The 17595-nt window shown below is 70.7% G+C and carries 14 protein-coding genes and 1 pseudogene; 7 read left to right on the top strand and 8 right to left on the bottom strand.

Annotation, left to right across the window (positions count from 1 at the left end):
- Positions 1-42: 42 nt before the first annotated feature.
- A complete protein-coding gene (locus JL475_RS32230; protein ID WP_202281682.1) occupies positions 43-621 on the bottom strand; it encodes a cadmium resistance transporter in 579 nt (192 codons plus the stop codon).
- 295 nt (positions 622-916) lie between these two features.
- Here JL475_RS32230 and JL475_RS32225 point away from each other — a divergent pair, with 295 nt between their 5' ends.
- The 5 genes and pseudogenes from JL475_RS32225 (at position 917) to JL475_RS32205 (ending at position 8911) form a co-directional block, all read left to right on the top strand.
- On the top strand, positions 917-5524 hold the full coding sequence (locus JL475_RS32225; protein WP_307825219.1) for a cation-translocating P-type ATPase: 4608 nt from the start codon (positions 917-919) through the stop codon (positions 5522-5524).
- A 403-nt stretch (positions 5525-5927) separates the two neighbouring features.
- Positions 5928-6554, top strand: a complete 627-nt coding sequence (locus JL475_RS32220; RefSeq protein ID WP_202281678.1) for a hypothetical protein — start codon at positions 5928-5930, stop codon at positions 6552-6554.
- A gap of 90 nt (positions 6555-6644) precedes the next feature.
- Positions 6645-7442 (top strand): annotated as a pseudogene (locus JL475_RS32215) (alpha/beta hydrolase); the annotation flags it as partial.
- 548 nt (positions 7443-7990) lie between these two features.
- Positions 7991-8140, top strand: coding sequence for a hypothetical protein (locus JL475_RS32210; protein WP_202281676.1), 150 nt, complete (start codon positions 7991-7993; stop codon positions 8138-8140).
- 39 nt (positions 8141-8179) lie between these two features.
- Positions 8180-8911: an SDR family oxidoreductase gene (locus JL475_RS32205; protein ID WP_202281674.1), complete on the top strand. Its 732-nt coding sequence runs from the start codon at positions 8180-8182 to the stop codon at positions 8909-8911.
- On the opposite strand, the gene JL475_RS32200 is transcribed toward JL475_RS32205, so the two are convergent.
- Positions 8890-9171, bottom strand: a complete 282-nt coding sequence (locus JL475_RS32200) for a hypothetical protein (protein ID WP_202281673.1) — start codon at positions 9169-9171, stop codon at positions 8890-8892. The two genes, JL475_RS32205 and JL475_RS32200, sit on opposite strands and share 22 nt — an antisense overlap.
- Before the next feature lie 77 nt (positions 9172-9248).
- On the opposite strand from JL475_RS32200, the gene JL475_RS32195 reads away from it, so the two are divergent.
- The gene (locus tag JL475_RS32195) at positions 9249-9761 is read left to right on the top strand and encodes a hypothetical protein (protein WP_202281672.1); all 513 of its coding nucleotides are present in this window, start codon (positions 9249-9251) and stop codon (positions 9759-9761) included.
- A 47-nt stretch (positions 9762-9808) separates the two neighbouring features.
- On the opposite strand, the gene JL475_RS32190 is transcribed toward JL475_RS32195, so the two are convergent.
- Positions 9809-10459 carry an isochorismatase family cysteine hydrolase gene (locus JL475_RS32190; RefSeq protein ID WP_202281671.1) on the bottom strand — a complete coding sequence of 217 codons (651 nt, stop codon included), beginning with the start codon at positions 10457-10459 and terminating at the stop codon, positions 9809-9811.
- A 20-nt stretch (positions 10460-10479) separates the two neighbouring features.
- On the bottom strand, positions 10480-11070 hold the full coding sequence (locus JL475_RS32185; RefSeq protein WP_307825218.1) for a VOC family protein: 591 nt from the start codon (positions 11068-11070) through the stop codon (positions 10480-10482).
- A gap of 567 nt (positions 11071-11637) precedes the next feature.
- Between JL475_RS32185 and JL475_RS32180 the strand changes: the two genes are divergently transcribed.
- Positions 11638-12774 (top strand): alpha/beta fold hydrolase, encoded by a 1137-nt coding sequence (locus JL475_RS32180; protein ID WP_202281670.1) that lies wholly within the window; start codon positions 11638-11640, stop codon positions 12772-12774.
- An 18-nt stretch (positions 12775-12792) separates the two neighbouring features.
- Here the strand turns inward: JL475_RS32180 and JL475_RS32175 are convergent, their stop codons facing one another.
- The 4 genes from JL475_RS32175 to JL475_RS32160 all read right to left on the bottom strand — a co-directional run bounded on the left by JL475_RS32175 (position 12793) and on the right by JL475_RS32160 (position 17533).
- Positions 12793-13551 (bottom strand): SDR family oxidoreductase, encoded by a 759-nt coding sequence (locus JL475_RS32175; protein ID WP_202281669.1) that lies wholly within the window; start codon positions 13549-13551, stop codon positions 12793-12795.
- Between the two features lie 45 nt (positions 13552-13596).
- Complete coding sequence (locus JL475_RS32170; protein ID WP_202281668.1) at positions 13597-14283, bottom strand: SDR family oxidoreductase; 687 nt, start codon at positions 14281-14283, stop codon at positions 13597-13599.
- Between the two features lie 485 nt (positions 14284-14768).
- Complete coding sequence (locus tag JL475_RS32165; RefSeq protein ID WP_202281667.1) at positions 14769-17063, bottom strand: FUSC family protein; 2295 nt, start codon at positions 17061-17063, stop codon at positions 14769-14771.
- Positions 17060-17533: a transposase gene (locus JL475_RS32160; protein ID WP_202281665.1), complete on the bottom strand. Its 474-nt coding sequence runs from the start codon at positions 17531-17533 to the stop codon at positions 17060-17062. The genes JL475_RS32165 and JL475_RS32160 overlap by 4 nt, the downstream gene beginning before the upstream one ends.
- Between the last annotated feature and the right edge of the window lie 62 nt (positions 17534-17595).

Genomic DNA, 17595 nt, shown 5'->3' with positions numbered 1-17595 from the left:
CAGATCCTTGCAGGTCACGGGCGCCTTTCCTCTATCGGGGCGTCAGATCAGCGAATTCCGCTGAGCAGTCGAGGCGAACACCGCGGGAATGATCCATTGCCCGTGCCGCTGGACGACCGCGGTGGCCGTCCGGGAGGTGCCCAGCCAGGCCCCGGCCAGGCACCACAGGGCGATTCCGGCGGCGAACACGGTGAGGACCACGGCCAGGGAGCCGACGCCGAGGGCATGGAACACCGGGGTGTACACCGAGACGTTGTCGGCTCCGACGGCGACCGTCACCCCGGCCACCGACAGCACCCCGTCGGCCACGGCGGTGTTGTCCTTACCGGCTCCTTCTTCCCGTGCAGCGGTGACCAGGCCGCGCATGCCCAGCACGAGCGGCACCAGCCCCAGCAGTCCCAGCCACCGGTCCGGTACGGCCACCAGCATGAGCGCGGCGACCGTCGAGAGCGCGAGCAGGACGGCGAACCCGAGGTACTGGCCGATCCAGATCTGCCGACCCGTGGGCCGACCGGTGGCCCGGCTGGCCAGGAACAGCACCGTCAGCACGAGGATGTCGTCGATGTTGGTGCCCGCGAACATCCCGGCCGCGGTGGCCGCAGCCTCGAAGATCCCATCCACCACGCGGAACCTATCCCAGCTCCCCACGGCCGGTGGCCCGGCACGCCTACCCGGACGGACGCGTCCGCTTTGCGGCTTTTATGGGATTTGGCGACGATCGCTTTCTGGTGCTTGGAGCGTCGTGGCGGTTTTTGGGCGTGTCCGCGTGGAGCGTGTCCCGGCGAGTGCAGTGCTGTTGCTGGACGAGTGAGAGCAGGAGTTGCTGGTGCCACCGTGGAGCGGGCTTCCTCTTTCCTGGCTGGGCGTGGCTTTCCGGCCGCTTCCGGCGGCGTGCACCGCGCCTGTGGGTACGGCCGTGTCGGTTGTGGAACAGGCGGGGGCCGCGCTGGTCGATGCGGCGCAGAGGGGGCGGCGCGCGCTGGGCGGTGTGGTCGTGGGTGTGCCGGCCGGACTTGCTGAAGCGGTGGGCGTGCTGCTGGACGCGGGTGAGGACCGCGGGCACCGGCGGGTGTGGGCCCGGTCGGGCAGGGCGCACATCGAGGTGCGCGGACTGAACGGGCGCGGGGAGCGGCATGAGCGGCTGGCTCGCGAGGTGACCGGTGCGCTGCGGGAGGTTCAGGGTGTGGCCTGGGCGGAGGTGAACGCGGTACTGGGGCAGGTGGTTGTCGGTGCCGAAGGGGATCGCCTCGATGTGGACGGGCTGCTGGAGTTGGTGGAGAGCGTGGAGGAGGCGCACGGCTGTGGTGGGGAGCCGTTCGCAGGCGATCGTCCGCATCCACCGTTCGACACCGTCCCGGCCGTGCTGGCCGGGGCGTCGCTGGTTGCGGACTCCTTCGGGCTGCTGGTGGCCGCGGTTCGCCGGGTGACGCCGCTTCCCGTGTTCTCTCCGGTGCTGCGGGTGCCCGTGGTCGTGGCTGAGACCCAGCCGCGGTTGCGCAGCATGCTGGAGGGTCGCCTGGGTCGGGCGCATGCCGAGACGGTGCTCGGGGTGGGCCACGCGTGCGCGCATGCCGCGACGGCGGGTATCGCACCACTGATCCTGGACGGGGTCCAGCGCGTGTGGCAGTTGGCGGAAATCCGCGCCCGGCAGAGCGCGTGGCACCGGCTGGAGAGGCAGTTGGTCGGTGTGGCGGGGGAAGGACTGCCGGGAAAAGCCCCGGAGCGACAGCCCCGGTCGGTGCCGCTGCCGGCCGGGCCGGTGGAGAAGTGCGGAGAACGGACCTCGCTGGCCTCCCTGCTGGGCGCGGCAGGAGTGTGGGCGTGGGCCCGCAGCCCCGAGGCCGCCGTGCAGACGATCTTGGCTACGGCGCCGAAGGCCGCAGGGATGGGGCGGGAGGCGTTCTGCGCGCAGTTGGGCCGGGACCTGGCCCGGGACGGTGTGGTCCCGATGAACGGGGCGGTCCTGCGGCTGCTGGACAGGGTCTCTGCCGTGGTGATCGACTCGGCGGTCTTGCGCACGGCTCGCCCGAGGCTGCTGTCGGTGACCGCCGCGGACGGCCACGACGAGGCCGCTGTATGGGCCGCCGCGCAGACGTTGCTGGCAGACCTTTCGCTGCGTCGGCTGTGCGGCCCCGGCCCGTGGAGCGACGTTCGGGGCTGGCGGCTGGAGCGCCCCGCCGACGCGCTTCAGGCCCGGCCGGACGCCCCCTCGGGGCTGCCGCTGGACTTGCGCGCCCCGGACGGCCGGTACACGGGCCGGGTCCTGGTGGGCTGCGACCTCGACCCGCTGGCCGATGCCGTCGTGACCGCGGCCCGTTCCGGCAGCCGGCGCCTGCTGCTCACCGAGCACGTCTCCGCTGCCGAACTGCTCCCGTGGGCCGACCGGACCGTGCCGTTGTCCACGCCGCTGGACGAGCAGGTACGGCGCCTGCAGCAGGACGGGCAGGTCGTCTTGCTGATCAGCATGGCCGAGGACCGTGCGCTGGCCGCCGCTGACATCGGCGTCGCCGTACTGCCCGCACCCGGAACCGGCCCTGTCGGGGTCCCGGGGGCGTGGTGGTCGGCGGACCTGGTCTGCAGCGGCGGGACGGTGCAGGTCTGGCGGATCCTGTCCGCGGTGGACAACGCCCGCCAGGTCAGCGGCAAATCGGCTCACCTGTCGATGGGCGGGTCCGCCCTGGGAGCGCTGATCGCGGCTGCGGGTGCCCGCCGGGCGGTGGGCGGCCTGACGACATCCCCGGTGTACGGCGCGGCCTTCCTCGCCCAGTTCGGCGGCATCAGGGGCGCCCGCCGCCTGGCCTGCCGCCCCCTGCCCCCGGCCCGTATCCGCGGCGCCTGGCACGCCCTGGGGGCGCGCGAGACCCTCCGCATCCTGACGGCCCTCGACGAGAGAACGGCCGGACCGCCCGCGGCTGAACCGACCGCCGGACCCGTCCGTCTCCTCGGCGATGCCGGACACGCCGCGGCCGTCGCCATCGGTCTGGCTCCGCTGGCCCGGTGGGCGGGGCAGCTGCTGAGCGCGGTGCGCGAAGAGCTCCAGGACCCTCTCACCCCTGTGTTGGCGCTGGGCGCGACCGCTTCCGCGGCTGTGGGGTCGAGCATCGATGCGGCGCTGGTGGGAGGGGTCATGGCCGGCAACGCTGTCGTGAGCGGTGCACAGAGGCTGCGAGCCGAGCGCGCTCTGGCCGGTCTTGTGCTCACCCAGAACATCCGCGCTCGGCGGGTGGTGTGGACACCCCATCCCCTCGTGGAAGGGCCGGAGGCCACGCCACTGTCGGACCGGGTGCGGTTCTTCGCCGGACTGGACACGGCCGCGGTACACACCGTCCCCGCGCAGGACCTGCGGGTCGGGGACATCATCGCCCTGGGCCCCGCGGACGTCGTCCCCGCGGACGCCCGGCTGCTGGTCAGCGACCGCCTGGAGGTCGACGAGGCGGCCCTGACCGGCGAGCCCGCGCCCGTCGCCAAGGACCCGACGGCCACCCCCGGGGCGGAGCTGGCCGAGCGGTCCTGCATGCTCTACGAGGGCTGCACGGTGCTGACGGGCACCGGCTACGCGGTGGTCGTGGCCACCGGGGCGCAGTCCGAGGCCGGGCGCGCCGCCGAGCTGGCCGGCCACGCAGCCACCCCGCCCGGCATCGAAGGCCATCTGGCCGCCCTGACCAGGACGGCGCTGCCCGCCGTCGGCATCGGCGGCGGCGCGGTCACTCTCCTGGGGCTGATGCGGGGCGTGCCGGTGCGCGAAGCCCTGGCATCCGGGGTGGCCGTCGCGGTCGCCGCCGTTCCCGAGGGACTGCCGCTTGTCGCCACCGTGGCCCAGTCCGCTGCCGCCCGCCGCCTGTCCCGCCACGGGGTCCTGACCCGCTCCGCCCGCGTCCTGGAAGCCCTCGGCCGCACCGACGTGATCTGTTTCGACAAGACCGGCACCCTCACCGAGGGCCGCCTGACCGTCAGCCGCCTGGCCACACTCGACCACGATCTCCTGGTCGACAGCCCCGCCGGGCAACGCCTCCTGCGCATTGCCGCACGGGCCTGTCCCCCACCCGCCGACGGACGGCCTCTCGCACACGCCACCGACCAGGCCGTCGTCGACGCCGCCACCGTCCAGTGCCCTTCGGACCACGCCTGGCAACCCGGCGCCGAGCTCCCCTTCGAAGCCGGCCGCGGCTACTCCGCGTCCCTGGGCACCGACGCGGGACGGCCCTGCCTCGCCGTCAAAGGCGCTCCCGAGACCGTCCTCGCCCGGTGCACCACCACCCTGAGCGCCGCCCAGGACGGCCCCGTCGGCATCGTCCCCCTCGACCCGACCCGGCTGCAGGCCGCGCACCGCCTCGTACGGCGCCTCGCGGGCGACGGACTGAGGGTGCTGGCCGTCGCCCAGGGCACGCCTGCCACCGCGATGCATCCCGCCGATCAGCTGGTCGAACTGGTCGGTGAACTGACCCTGCTGGGCTTCCTGGCGATCGCCGACACTCCCCGGCCCGGGGCGGCCGAGACCGTCAAACGCCTCACCGACGCGGGCGTGCGGGTCATCATGATCACTGGTGATCACCCCGCCACCGCCGCGGCCATCGCCTGCGACCTGGGCATCCCACAAACCGGCACGGTCCTGACCGGCGCCCAACTCGACGCCCTGCCCGAACCGGAACGCATCCAGGCGATCGACCAGACCTCGGTCTTCGCCCGCGTCTCCCCCGAGCACAAGGTCCGCATCGTCCAGGCCCTGCAGCAGACCGGGCACGTCGTCGCCATGACCGGCGACGGGATCAACGATGCCGCCGCCATCCGCCTGGCCGACGTCGGCATCGGCCTGGCCGCCCACGGCTCCGCCTCCGCCCGCGCCGCGGCCGACCTCGTCCTCACCGACCCCGATCCCACCCGGATCCTCGACGCCCTCCACGAGGGCCACAGCCTGTGGCGCAGGGTCCGTGACGCGGTCGCGATCCTCCTCGGCGGCAACGCCGGAGAAGTCGCCTTCACCGTGCTCGGCACCGCCCTGTCCGGCCGGGCCCCGCTCGGCACCCGCCAACTGCTCCTGGTCAACCTCCTGACCGACATGCTGCCTGCTCTTGCCGTCGCACTCGCTCCCTCCCGCACCCCCCGGTCCGGCGGCGCCTCTCTCACCGCCGGACCGGCGCCCACGCTCCTGGGGCCCGATCTCGCGCGCCTCCTCGCCATCCGTGGCGCCGCCACCACACTCGGCGCCTTCAGCGCCTGGCAGACCGGGCGCCTCACCGGTCTGCCACGCCGCGCCGGCACCATGGGCCTGGCCGCCCTCGTCACCACCCAGCTCGGCCAGACCCTCATCACCGACTGGCACAGTCCCCTCGTGCTGGCCACCGCAGCACTCTCCGCCGCCGCCCTGATCACCGTCGTCCAGACCCCTGGCCTCAGCCACTTCTTCGGCTGTACCCCCCTCGGCCCCGTCGCATGGACCATGGTCACCGCCTGCGCCACCGCCGCCACCCTCGCAGCGGCCGTCACCCCTCGCTTCCTCCCGCACCTCACTCCCAAGCCCCCGTGAACGACACCTCCACGGATGGCGGGTGGACCGGGCCGCTTTCCCTTCTGAACCCACATGCGTGAGGCGCATGCTCCAGGTGGTGGTTCTGCGGGGCTCGAGGTGTCGGGCCCGGACCGGCTCGGCGGTGCCTGCTCGTGGCGCGGCGAGGGGTGCGATCGCGTCGAGTCCGGCAGCGACTTCCCGCTGTCGCTCGTCGGCTCCGCGTCGTTGTCGGCCGTCTCGCCGTGCCGCTCTGTCCGAGGACCGTCCGGCGTATCGAGCAGCGCCCTGCTGCACAGCACGTTCGCCTGACCGACCCCGTACCCCGTCTGCCGCGCGGCGCGAATCGATGCGCTACCAGCGGGTACAGGGGTGGACAGGCAGGTGTCGAGGAGTAATGACGCCGCCGGAACGGGAAGATGCGATGTCACCCGAGGTGAGGACTCCCGAGTGGTCGCCGGCCTCTTTCCTTGCGGGGCGGCTGATCGAAGCGGTCCCGCGGATCCCGGTCCGCGATCTGAACACGCTGCGTCAGCAGTTCCCCGGCCTGGGTTCGGAGGAGATCGCCGACCACCTGGTCACCGGTGCGGTACGGGGCACCGAGGCCGTAGGAGCGGGCGTCGGGTCCGCTGCGGCGCTGCCCACGCCCCCGGCCATGCCCGCGGAGCTGGCCGCGGGCATCCTCGGAACGGCATCCGTCGAATTCAAGCTCATCGCCGAACTGCACGAGGTGTACGGGCTGCGGGCCCCTGGCACCGCACGACAGCGTGCCGCGCTGTATCTCGCGGAATGGACCGAGGGACGCGGCCTGAACGTCACGAAACCGGCCTCCGCCGTCAGTCTCATGCTCAGCGTCCGGGTGAGAAGGGAACTGCGCCGACGGCTCTTGAGGCTCACCGTCCGCCGGATCCCCATGCTGATGCCCTTCATGGTCGGCGCGGCCATCGGCGCCTCACTGAACCGCTACGACACCCAAAGGCTCGCCCAGCGCATTCGTGCGGACCTGCGCGCCCGTCAGGTGCCCCGGGAATCCCCGGATGATGAGTCCTGAGCTCGGGTGGAGCCGGCAGCACACAGTAGCGCCAGCAGGGTTGCGTCCGGGGAGATGGTGTTCTCGCCGGTGAGGCGGCGGCCATGAGAGTGGATCACCGTCCCGGCCGTGGTGGGCGACGTGCGGGTGCGCATCGTCAAACCGCAGGGCGCCGGCGCAACGCTGCCCGTCGTGCTGTACATGCACGGCGGCGGCTGGGTACTGGGCAACGCCGGCACCCACGACCGGCTGGTGCGGGAGCTGGCGGTCGGCGCCCGCACCGCCGTGGCCTTCGTCGAGTACACGCCCTCACCGGAGGCCCACTACCCCGTGGCCATCGAACAGGGCTACGCCACCGCCCAATGGATCACCCGTGAGGGAGCGTCCAAGGGGCTGGACGCCCGGCGCATGGCCGTGGCCGGCGAGTCGGTCGGCGGGAACATGACAGCCGCGCTCGCCCTGATGGCCAAGGAACGCGGTGACGTCAGGTTCGTCCACCAGTCGATGTACTACCCGGTCACGGACGCGGCGATGGACACCGGATCCTACGAGCAGTTCGAAACCGGCTACTACCTCAGCCGCAAGGCCATGGAGTGGTTCTGGGACGCCTACACCACCGACCCCCGACAGCGGGCGGAGGTCACCGCCTCCCCCAACCGGGCCGCTCCCGAACAGCTCGCCGGCCTGCCGCCCGCCCTGCTGCTCGTCGACGAGGCCGACGTACTGCGCGACGAGGGCGAGGCGTACGCCGCCAAGCTCCGCGCCGCCGGCGTCCCGGTCACCACGGTGCGCTACGACGGCACGGTGCACGACTTCATGATGATCAACTCGCTCAGCCAGTCCAAGGCCACCCGAGCGGCCATCGACCAGGCCGTCTCGCTCCTGCGCGACGCCCTCGGAACCGCCTGACCGCCCGGCGGCAGGATCCGGGCGCGCCCTGTGGGCGGTGGCCTGCCTGGGGTCAAGCACGATCAGGAGATCGTACGTTGGTCGGCACTACGGGCAGACTTGCGAAATGTCCGAGTGACTCTTGGGTTCGCTCGACGTGGTCACGGACCGGGGAGGCGCGAAAGCCGCGGAGCTGATCAGAACCCGGGTCGGCCCTGCTCTCTGCTCCGTGCACGCTCCAGCCGCAGGAGCGTTCGCCTCGGCGGATGAGGGCGGCACGGCAACACGCCGGTGCGACGGGCGCTGCGACAACCCGCGGGTCGCTGCATCGCACGGAGCGTCCTTCGGGGACGCCATCGTCGAGCCCGGTCTCGTATGCCTCTCACCCATGAGGTCGACGACTCTCGGCTGGGCGCCCATGGCGAATCACGAGGGAGGCATCATGACCTTGTCAATCAACGTGTTCAACAGTGGCTACAAGCCGATTCCGAATCCACCCGGCTGGACTGCGCAGCAGCAAGCGACTTGGCCGGCATCGGCGCCAACGCTGAGAGGACTTCCTCTCGATCGTGGACACCTGGAGGCTGGGACCGGCCGCCGACGTCGACGCGGACGAGGGAACCGGCGGGTGCGAGGCGGACGGCGACGGTGTGACCGTGCTCGTCGGGGCGAGAGTGTCTGAGTTCGGGTGTACCTGGAGCGAGGTTAAGATCGCATAAGCCGCATTCCGGGCGATAGCGTCGAAGGAAGGCCAGATCATGAAGTGCGCAGTCATCGGCGGAACCGGGCTGATCGGGTCACGGGTCGTGGAGAACCTGAACACGGCCGGGCACCAGGCCGTACCTCACTCCCTGTCCACCGGCGTGGACATCATCACCGGCCAGGGGCTGGAGGCCGCCGTGGCAGGCGTCGACGTCGTCGTCAACCTGACGAATTCCCCGACTTTCGACGACGCCTCGCTCGCCTTCTTCCAGACTTCGATGAGCAATCTTCTTGCCGCGAGCGAGAAGGGCGGGGTCGGGCACTTCGTCATCCTCTCGATCGTCGGCGCGGACCAAGTGCCCGATCTGGGCTACTACCGGGCGAAGGTGCTTCAGGAAAACATCCTCAAGGCCGGGCCGATCCCGTACTCCATCGTCCGCGCCACGCAGTTCATGGAGTTCATGGACGCGACCCTGGCCATGACCGCCGACGGCGCCACCGTCCGTCTGCCACGCACACCGATCCAGCCGATCGCCGCCGCGGACGTCTCCGGCATTGTCGCCGAGGTCGCCGCAGGCAGCCCGCTGAACGGCGTCCTCAACATCGCGGGTCCCGACGTCTACCCCCTCGACGAACTCGGCCGGCTCACCCTGACCGCCAAGAGCGACGGGCGCTCCGTCGTCACCGACGACAGCGCCGGCATGTTCGCCGCCGCCCACGGCGACGTCCTCACCGCCTCGGACGACGCTCGCATCGCCCCCACCCACTACACCGACTGGCTCTCCTGAAGGGTCCCCTCCAGCACTCGACTCGCTGCGCCAGTCCAGGGCGCCCTAACGAGGGCACCCTGGCCGCGCGAGCCGAGCACCGGTGTCCCCGACTCCGCCGCGGCGACGAGCAGCGCCGGCACGGCACCGTCCTCCACCACATCGGTGGTCACCGTCAGGTCGGGGTGGCGTTCGATGACAGCCCGGGCGGCCTCCACGAGGCCGTCGCGCACCCACTGCCGCTGGATACCCCGGTTGCCCGCGTCGAAGGCGTCGTGCACCTCGAAGCGTCAGGCGTGCACCAGGCGCAGCGGCAGCCCGCGACCTCTCAGCGCATCTCGCCCAAGCCGTCACCGGCATGTCGCTGACGGACGCGGGCGCATGCCTTGGCATGCCCCCGTCCTGGACCGGCGTCTGGGGCAGGTTCCGACCTCTGGAAGAACGGCTCCACGGACACCGAGCCGATCTGCCCGCGCTGTTCCAACACCTCACCGACTACGTCGCCCGGCAGTCGCCCACGGACTACTACGACCGACGGCAGCGCTACACCAACCGGATACTCCCTGCATTGGACATGCAGGAGATCATCGAGAGCTACGCGGGCCGGACGACGCATCGCCGTCGGCTCGCGGAGGGACGGACGTCTCCGCACCTGCTTCTCCGCCATGATCCGGTCCCGTCTCACCGGCAGCGAGTGGCGGCTGGCCCCGGCATGGAGCCGCCCACGGGACCGGCGGACGAGCCCGCCGCAACCTGCGCCTCAGTGGTATTCGTACTCGAACACGAACACCCGGACCACCCCTTCTCCGTGCACCTGCACACCCTCCTGTCGGTCCACGTCAGCAAGGTCATCGCACGAGCAGGGGGTTGAGACCGGTAAGCCCGCATGTCGAAATGTTGCGTATCGGCCCTGCAGCCTCAACGCGGGTGAGTCCGACTGTCATCACGGGACCCGTTGAATGCGGTGACGAGTTGGTTCGTGGTGACGATGGCCTGGGCGTAGGTGGGGCCGTTGAGTTCGTGAGCGGCGTGCATCATCTCGGGGCTGAGAGCCGCGGTGGCGTCGCTGACCAACGTCACGTGGTAGCCGAGTTCCATGGCGAAACGAGCGGTGGCTTCGACGCAGGTGTTGGCCAGTACGCCCACAAGAATCACGTGGGTGACGCCGTGCTGCTTGAGCTGCATGTCCAGGTCCGTGTTGGCGAACCCGCTCGATCCCCAGTGTTCCTGAACGACGACCTCGCCCGGCCGCGGCTGGAAGTCAGGGTGGAACTCCCCACCCCAGGAACCCCGGGCGAAGTGGTGGAACTCCTGGATCTTTTGCTGCGAGGGGGTCGGATGGTCCCACGTCTCGTAGTCACCCGGCTCCCAGCGGTGGTGCGGCACGAACACCACGCGCACGCCGCTCTCGCGGGCGGCGGCGATCACGGAGCGCAGGTGGTCCAGCAGACCGACGCTGCCGGCCACGGGCTCCAGGCGCGGCCAGACCTTGCCGCCCTCCGAGAGGAAGTCGTTGTAGGGGTCGACCAGCAGAACGGCCGTGCGGCGGGGATCGTAGGTCTCGGCCATGGTTCCTCCCTGTGCCGGCCCTACTTGGGCGGTTCGGTGCCGGTCTGCTCGCTGACCATGTACCGGGCGTACCAGTTGGGCCAGTCCGGATCCTCTTGGCCGGTGAGTTTCTCGTGTTCACCATGGGCGGCAGCCGCGCGCCGCAGCGCACTCGCCAGATCGGTCGTGGAGGGGAAGGACGTCGGGCCGGGCTCGACGCGCCCGGGGAGCCGGGTGGTGATCTCCTGCAGCAGCCAGGTGTTGCCGTCGGGATCACGGAAGGTGGCGCGCGAGAAGTAGCTGCGTCGCTCCGGGTCGAGGCCCTCGATCGGGCCGTCAGGTCCGAGGTGGAAGACGGCACTCACCTCGATTCCGGCGGCAACCAGCGCGGTGCGGGCGGCTTCGATGTCGGAGACGATCAGATACCCCTTGCCCGAACCGGGCGCGGCCGACGTCAGGTCCGTGCCGAACTGGACCGAGCAGGCGGAGCCGTGCGGGGTGAACTGGACGACTGAGGGCGGTGTCCGGTCCAGCCTCCAGCCGAGGCGGCCGTAGAACTCCTTCGCCCGTTCGATGTCCGACACCGGTATGACGAGCACTTCGACCTTCATGTCGATGTCGTTCACGTTCATGATTCCGCCCTCTCCGCCGGGGCCTCCCTGGTGGGTGCAGGGCACCATCGTCGCGTCGGCACGGCTGTACCGCACCAGGAGGCATCTCACGGCCGGTACCGGAGTCCGGGCCTTGCGAACCGCTGCGCGTATGTGGAGGGGTGCTTGCCGGCATACGGTCGGAGGCGGTCGATCTCCGTTCTCTCCGCGTACTTCCCGCTTTTGCTCCGGAAATGACGGAGGTGCGGCTGACGTCCGTGGTCGTCGGACGCTTTACCAGCACCGTCACATAGCGTGAAGCGGACACCAAGCGCCATCTAGCTCATCCCCGCCTCCTTCTTGCCACTCCCGGTCTCTCCACGCACCCCGCGAGCCGCGCGCGGACAGCGGCCGGGCCATCACGCGTGGCTCCGATTGCGGGGGCAGGGGGCGCACCCCAGCATGAGCTCAGCAGGCGTGAGACCTGCGCTCATGCTCGTCCGCGGGCATGGTGCGCTGCCGCGACCCCTACCACGAGGCCAGAGACGACCGATCCGGCGCGTCACCGCATGTCACTGAAAACGCCCGTCAGAAGCGGAAAGGGAGCCCATGTCTCAGGTATCCGGGAACGACGACTCCGAAGACCGGACCAACGCCGGGTTGCCCCGGCGCCACGTGCTGCGCACGGCCGGTGCGGGTGCACTGGGACTCGGCCTGGGAGGCATCGCGCTGACCGCCGTCACAGCGCCCCGTGGCGGGGCCCCGCAACCCCAGGCCACATCCATACCCACGCCCGAAGGCCTCGGCTCCGTCGGGCAGGCGCCGCACCTGCCGGCCGGGTTCACCAAGACGTTCACCAGCCGTTTCGTCCAAGCCAATGGAATCCGCCAGCACGTGGTCGTCGGAGGCGAAGGGCCGCCGCTGCTCCTGATACACGGCTGGCCCGAAACCTGGTACGCCTGGCGCCTGGTGATGCCGGCACTGGCCAGACACTTCACGGTCGTCGCCGCCGACCAACGCGGCATCGGGCTGACCGAGAAACCCACGAGCGGATACGACACCCGCACCCTGGCACGCGACATGGTCACTCTGATGGACGCGCTCGGCCACCAGCGGTTCGCCGTGGTCGGCCATGACACCGGAATGCCCATCGCCTACGCGCTGGCCGCAGACCACCCTGAGCGCGTCGCCCGCCTGGCCGTCGCCGAGGCGTTCCTCCCGGCCGTGACCCCGTCGCCGCCCATGTTCGGCACCGCACAGGCCAACAACCGGCTGTGGCACATCCCCTTCAACCGGCTCACCGACGTGAACGAACAGCTCGTCCGGGGACGCGAAGGGATCTACTTCGGATGGCAGTTCGCCACCAAGGCCGTACGAAAACTCCCCGACTACGCCGTCGACCACTACGTCCGCATCCTCGCCTCCCAGCACGAATCCCTGCGCGGCAGCTTCGGGTGGTACCGCGCGCTCGACACCACCAGCGCGCAGGACCAGCAACGCAAAACACGCCTGCTGACCCTGCCCGTCCTCGCGATCGGCGGGGCGGGAAGCCTCGGCGAGAACGTCGCCGGCACCATGAGACTTGTCGCACACGACGTGCGGAGCGTAGTCATCCCCGGCACCGGCCACTGGGTGGCCGAGGAAGCCCCTCAGGAAGTGCTCGCGGCGCTGACCCCGTTCCTGGCCCCGTACCGCACCCAAGGCCGGAGCACACGACCCCAGCCGTCCGCGACGCTCGGTAAATGATCGCCATCGATGTGTGGCTCAGCCGACGAGTTGCTGACCTCCGTCGATGTCGTAGGTCGCACCCGTGAGTGCGGTGTTGGTCATGATGTGCACAGCGAGCGCCGCCACGTCGTCGGGTACGACTACACGGCCGATGGGCAGCGCGGCGCGCAGCTCCTCGCGACGGGCGTCGAGCGCGTCGCCGAGCAGGCGGGCCGACAACGGCGTGTCCACGAAGCCGGCGGCGATCAGGTTCACTCGGACCGGCGCGAGCTCGAGTGCGAGACTGGCCGTGAACGCGGGCATCGCGGCGGTGACCGCGGGGGCGACACCGAGAGCGGCCCGGATCCGGCGGGCTCCCGTGCCGCCCAGGAGCAGCAGCGTGCCGCCCGGCCGTACGGTGCCGGCGCAGTGGCGCGCGACCTCGAGTGCGAGCACCATGTGGTCGCTGATCGCCCGGCGTGCCTGCTCGGCGTCCATGTCCAGAAGGCGGCCGTACGACGGGCCGCCCGCGGTGACCATCACGTGGTCGATCGGCCCTGGCAGCTGCTGGAAGAACCGCTCCAGCTGCGTCGCGTCGTGGGCGTCGAAGGCCGCGGTGCTGAGCGCGTCGGCCTCCATGGCCGCGGTGCGCAGCCGTTTTGGGTCCCGGCCGGTGAGGACCACGGAGGCGCCCTGGTTGCGGGCGAGCCGTGCGGTCGCCAGCCCGATGCCCGCGCTCCCGCCGATGACGACGAGGGTCTGCCCGATCAGGAGCAGGCCGCCGGTGCTGTGCCCCCCAGGCGGTTCAGAGGTCATGAATCCTCCTGTGCTGTGGCGTCCCGGTCCCGTCCGGGCTTCTTCTCACTGTTGGAGCGGTTGCGCCAGGGCATGCTTGATCTGCTTGGTCCGCTCGTCGGCGAGCACCTCGACCCTGTCGTTCGCCAAGGCGTCCATCGTCTGCACCGCTACATCCGCCGCGCTGATCTTCGGCGCGTCCGTGAAGCTGCTGAGGTCCGTCTCCACGAAACCGGCGTGGACCCCGATCACGAGCGTTCCCTGCTCGCGCAGGCCCTCCCGCAGCGCGCCCGTCAACGACCACTGGGCCGCCTTGGACGCCGCATACCCGGGGTACTCCAGCCGGGAGATCCAGGAGGCAGCCGACAACATGTTCACCAGCGCGCCACCGCCGTTGCGCGCCAGGACCGGGGCGAAGGCACGGGACACGGCCCACGTGCCGAAGTAGTTGACCTCCATCGCCTCGCGAGCACCGTCGAAGGAACCCGCCAGCAGTTCGGTCTCAAAACCGGCAACGCCCGCGTTGTTGACGACGATGCTGACGTCACCGGCGCTCTCGGCCGCCGCGACGACGTCCTCCGGCTTGGTGACGTCCAGGCGCAGCGCAGAAAGGTCATCGTCGCTCACGCTCGACGGATCGCGGGCACCGGCGTAGACCTTGGCTGCTCCCCGCTCGATCAGCGCCCGGGCGAACGCGTATCCGATACCACGATTGGCCCCCGTCACCAGGGCGATCGATCCCTTGAGCTCCATCGCGTTTCCTTCCCGCTGCCGCCTGCCAGGCACAGCAGGCACTGAGGCGAGGGACGACTCTGCGATAGAACCTGAACCGGACCGCGTCCTGGCACGCCCCCAGGTCCATGCACGACTGGCACAAAGGGCGACTCGGCACCCGGAAGCCGGTTCTCGATCTTCACCTGCATTTCAGGCCAGTGCCACGCAGGGTCCCCACGTAAAAAGTCCTCTCCCTCACCAGCGTGCATCGGACGCCGCAGCGACGCACGTGAGACGGTGCTCGGCTACGGGCCCCCTTTCCCGTCGGCGGTCGATCCACAGAGAGCAACCGCCGCCGAGATGACGTGCGAGGCCTCCCCAGAACACCGGTGCAGGCGCTGACCTGGTCGAATGGCGGGGACTTCATCGTGGGCTCCAGGCGATCGAGGGAGTTGCCCTCAGCTCGAACTCGATGGGTGTGAGCATGCCGAGCGCGACTGAGCGGGTTGTCGACACCTGCGGAGTCAAACTGATTTGATTACGGCAACGCGCGCGTCGGCGTGACCGGCTGCCGCCGCGATGGGCGACTGGAGCCGCCGTACTGCTTCCAGATGGTCGCCGGTCCAGATGATGCGGATGCCGGTCCCCGCCGCCCGTCCGTCCGCATCACGCAGGTCCCGGCGGACCGCCTCGACCAGCCGGGCGTTGTGCTCCCGGTCGGACTCCAAAGGCTCCGGTACCGGCCCTTCGCTCTCCAGCCCCCCGGCCAGGGTCTCGTACCACCGGAAGACCCGTTCCGCCATGACCAGCAGTTCCCTCTGCGCGGCGGCGCGGTCCTCGAGCGGTCGGCCGCCCGGGGCCCGCCGCCACAGCTCCAGGACCGCGTCGGCGGCCAGACGGAGCCCTACGACACCAGTGATCAAAGTCGTCGTCTCGCACAACGAGACGTCCTTTGCTCCGCGCTCGGCCAGATAGGTCCTGAAGGCATCGTCCAGGCGGCGCGCCGCGGCCGCCGCCCGACGGCCCTCCTGCGGGCGCTCGATGGTTTCGGGCCTGAAAGCACAGCAGGACACCGCATAGCCCACTGCCCCGAGCACATAGCGCGCGCTGTCGGCATACGCCTCCGCCAACGCCCTGGCGAGGGCGGCGGACGCACCGCGCGGCCAGAAGAGCAGGCCGACGACCAGGCTCACCGCACAGCCGAGCGCGATGTCCTCGATACGGAACAGGACGACCGACAAGCCCGCCGGCTGGGCGATGTCGAACAGGATCACCAGGGCAAGCGTGAAGGCCGCCTGCCCGGCGGCGAACGAGATCGCGGCCGGGACGACGCCCGCGGCCATCACTGCGACGGGCAGCAGGACCCACAGCACGGTCGTGTTCTGTCCGATGAGCTGGAGCAGACCGGCGCCCAGGACCGAGCCGACCAGGGTCCCGCCGAGGGCACGGAAGACGTTCTGCCCGGTGCTGAGAGCGTTGGAACGCAGCACCGACAGGATGCCCAGCGTGATCCAGAAGCCGTGCTGGACGCCGGTCACGTCGGCCAGTGCGATGCCGATGCCCAGGCCGATGGCGCCGCGGATGCTGTTGTGCAGCCATACGGAGTGCGGCTCGACATGTGCGGCGGCGCGTTCCCTGGCGCTGGTCAGGCGACTGGTCGGGGATCCGGGCTCGCGGCCGAGCAGGCGGTCCGGCCAGCTGCGGTGATCGGCGGTCCGGGCGATGTCGACGTTCCGGGCGATCTGCAGGACGACGAAGGCCACCTCCTGAGCCCGGAAGGTGACGTCGAGGCTGTCGACCAAGGTGTCGAGGCCACACCTGCCACCGGAGCCGCCGTCCGGCATCGGCAGCCGGTTGACTGCCCCGTCCTCCAGCGCGGTCAATGCATGACGGAGCTCCTCCACCCCGGCGCGCAGGCGGTCCGGGGTGATGCGCGGATCATCGAGCATCTCCGCCGCCGGTTCCAGTACGGCGGCAGCGGCCCTGCGCACCACTGAGGACTGCCGGGTGCCCGTCGAACCGTCCTCGACGGCGGGGGCGGCCTCCGCGAGGATCGCGCTCAGCCAGGTCAGCTCGTCGATCAGGCGGACCAGTGCCCGGGACCCGGTGGACAGGCTGGTGGGCCTGTAGGGGGTGGCGGTGAACGCCTGCTGCAGCTTCTGTGTGCTCGACCTGGTCTCCTGGGCGCAGGCACGGCACTCCCCGAAGGCAGGGCCGGCGGCATGGCCCGTGAAGTAGTCCGCATCGGTGCGCAACTGCACCGCCGCGGCTCGGCAGACCCGAGCCGCCGGCGCGCTGAGCGGATCGGCCTGCGTCCTCGCCCACAACAGCCAGACCGCGATCAGGGACGTCCCGGCCGCCAGCGCCACGCCGATCAGCCGGTCGGGCAGCTGGGCCAGGGGAGCGGGCGAAGATACCGGCAGGATGAACGCCAACAGCAGTGACGTCGTGGCGCCGGCCAGGACCGAGCTGACCACGCCCGAGAAGAGCACGACGAAGCCCACCACCAGCGTTGCAGCAGTCGCGATCCAGACCGACCGCGACGCGAGGGTGCCCAGCGAGACCAGCACCAGCCAGGCCGCGCCGAGCGCCGCATGCGCGCGCAGCCGCTGCATCACGGGGCCGGTGTATTCGACCAGCAAGAGCATCGCGAACGCGCCGAACGCGGCGAAGGTGCCCGTGACCGGCGCGTGGAAGACCTGGGTGCACAGCGCGAAGAGGGACGGCATCACCACCGCGGTCCTGGCCGCCCGCCGCATGGCGGCGAGGCCCGGATCCCGGCGGTGCAACCACGCGGTGAACTGACGCATCTGAATCATCGCAACCCGCCTCGGTGAGGTGGTGGCACGGCAACCGAGCAGTGTCTTCCATCTATCCTGAGCCGCGATGTGCCGCAGTAGGGCGAGAAGCTCGGGGCGACGCCACAGGTTGCGGCCCCGGAGTGTCCGTCTTGATAGACGGACAGGGCGCCGGCGGCAGAGTCGTAGATGACCGCCGGGACCGGCGCGTCCACCGGCAGCAGGGCCTCGACGACCGCGCGGGCCAGCCGCAGGCCGAGCCGGTCGGGGTCCCAGGACGCCCGCGAGAAGAAGGCATGCGCCCTGCGGTGCGGCCACAGTCGTGACAGCCCCGCACCGGTCAGCATCCCGGTGACCGTCCGCCTGCCCGTCTGCGCGACCATCCCGGCCGCCAGGTGGCAGAATTTCTCGAACCAGTGCTCGGTGAAGCACGGACGGGTGACCTGCAGGACCAGCAGCAACGACGCCGGTGGCGTCGTCCCCGGAACCATCAGCGGCCGTTCCTCACATCGAGGCCGTGGATCAGCACCGCTGTTGGTTCTTCCCATCCAGC

Origin of the sequence: Streptomyces sp. M2CJ-2 (assembly GCF_016757295.1) — a bacterium.
Lineage (GTDB): Bacteria > Actinomycetota > Actinomycetes > Streptomycetales > Streptomycetaceae > Streptomyces.
The sequence above is the reverse complement of the archived record's forward strand: the minus strand, read 5'-3'. Positions and strand labels throughout refer to the sequence as shown.

Bases quoted from the DNA above. Each gene is read 5' to 3' on its own strand.
- JL475_RS32220 (WP_202281678.1), top strand. From the start codon at position 5,928: ATGTCACCCGAGGTGAGGACTCCCGAGTGGTCGCCGGCCTCTTTCCTT.
- JL475_RS32205 (WP_202281674.1), top strand. From the start codon at position 8,180: ATGAAGTGCGCAGTCATCGGCGGAACCGGGCTGATCGGGTCACGGGTC.
- JL475_RS32195 (WP_202281672.1), top strand. From the start codon at position 9,249: ATGTCGCTGACGGACGCGGGCGCATGCCTTGGCATGCCCCCGTCCTGG.
- JL475_RS32190 (WP_202281671.1), bottom strand. From the start codon at position 10,459: ATGGCCGAGACCTACGATCCCCGCCGCACGGCCGTTCTGCTGGTCGAC.
- JL475_RS32185 (WP_307825218.1), bottom strand. From the start codon at position 11,070: ATGAACGTGAACGACATCGACATGAAGGTCGAAGTGCTCGTCATACCG.
- JL475_RS32180 (WP_202281670.1), top strand. From the start codon at position 11,638: ATGTCTCAGGTATCCGGGAACGACGACTCCGAAGACCGGACCAACGCC.
- JL475_RS32175 (WP_202281669.1), bottom strand. From the start codon at position 13,551: ATGACCTCTGAACCGCCTGGGGGGCACAGCACCGGCGGCCTGCTCCTG.
- JL475_RS32170 (WP_202281668.1), bottom strand. From the start codon at position 14,283: ATGGAGCTCAAGGGATCGATCGCCCTGGTGACGGGGGCCAATCGTGGT.
- JL475_RS32165 (WP_202281667.1), bottom strand. From the start codon at position 17,063: ATGATTCAGATGCGTCAGTTCACCGCGTGGTTGCACCGCCGGGATCCG.
- JL475_RS32160 (WP_202281665.1), bottom strand. From the start codon at position 17,533: ATGGTTCCGGGGACGACGCCACCGGCGTCGTTGCTGCTGGTCCTGCAG.